The sequence below is a fragment of the Agromyces humi genome, assembly GCF_009720255.1.
GTDB lineage: Bacteria > Actinomycetota > Actinomycetes > Actinomycetales > Microbacteriaceae > Agromyces > Agromyces humi.
The window spans coordinates 1-598 of sequence record NZ_WJSP02000762.1 but is presented as its reverse complement, the minus strand read 5'-3'; the positions used below and the strand labels follow the sequence as shown (position 1 = coordinate 598).

Annotated in this window: 1 protein-coding gene; it reads right to left on the bottom strand. The window is 74.1% G+C overall.

Annotation, left to right across the window (positions count from 1 at the left end; translation table 11 throughout):
• Window positions 1-598: tRNA (adenosine(37)-N6)-threonylcarbamoyltransferase complex transferase subunit TsaD (locus GH736_RS24050; protein ID WP_407922390.1), on the bottom strand; the 598-nt coding region annotated here is incomplete at both ends.

The following is a 598-nucleotide window of genomic DNA, read 5'->3' as shown; positions in this document are numbered from 1 at the left end:
ACGTCGACGACGGCCTCCCGGAAGCTCGCCGCCACGTCGGCGACGGGCACGGGCTCGCCGGCAGCCTCGCGCTGCTCGACCCAGCGCGCCACCGCGGTCTTCAGCCCGGAGAAGCTGAAGTCGTAGCGGTGCGCCACCAGGTCCTTCGGCAGCGTGAGGCCTCGGGGGAAGCGGATCGCCGTGGGGTCACCCCCCAGTGCCGCGCGGTCGATCTCGGGCCCGCCGGGGTACGGCAGGCCGAGGAGGCGGGCCACCTTGTCGAAGGCCTCGCCCGCGGCGTCGTCGATGGTCTCGCCGAGCAGCTCGACGTCGGCGACGAGGTCACGCACGAGGAGGAGCGACGTGTGACCGCCTGACACGAGCAGGGCGACCGTCGGGGTCTCCAGCGGCGCCTCGTCGTCGAGGAGGTCGGCGCCGACGTGGCCGACCAGGTGGTTCACCGCGTAGATCGGCTTCTCGAGCGCGAGCGACAGCGCCTTGGCCGCGCCGACACCGACCATGAGCGCTCCCGCGAGCCCCGGACCGCTGGTCACCGCGACGGCGTCCACGTCGCCGAGTTCGACGTCGGCCTCGACGAGCGCGGCCGCGATCGTCGGCC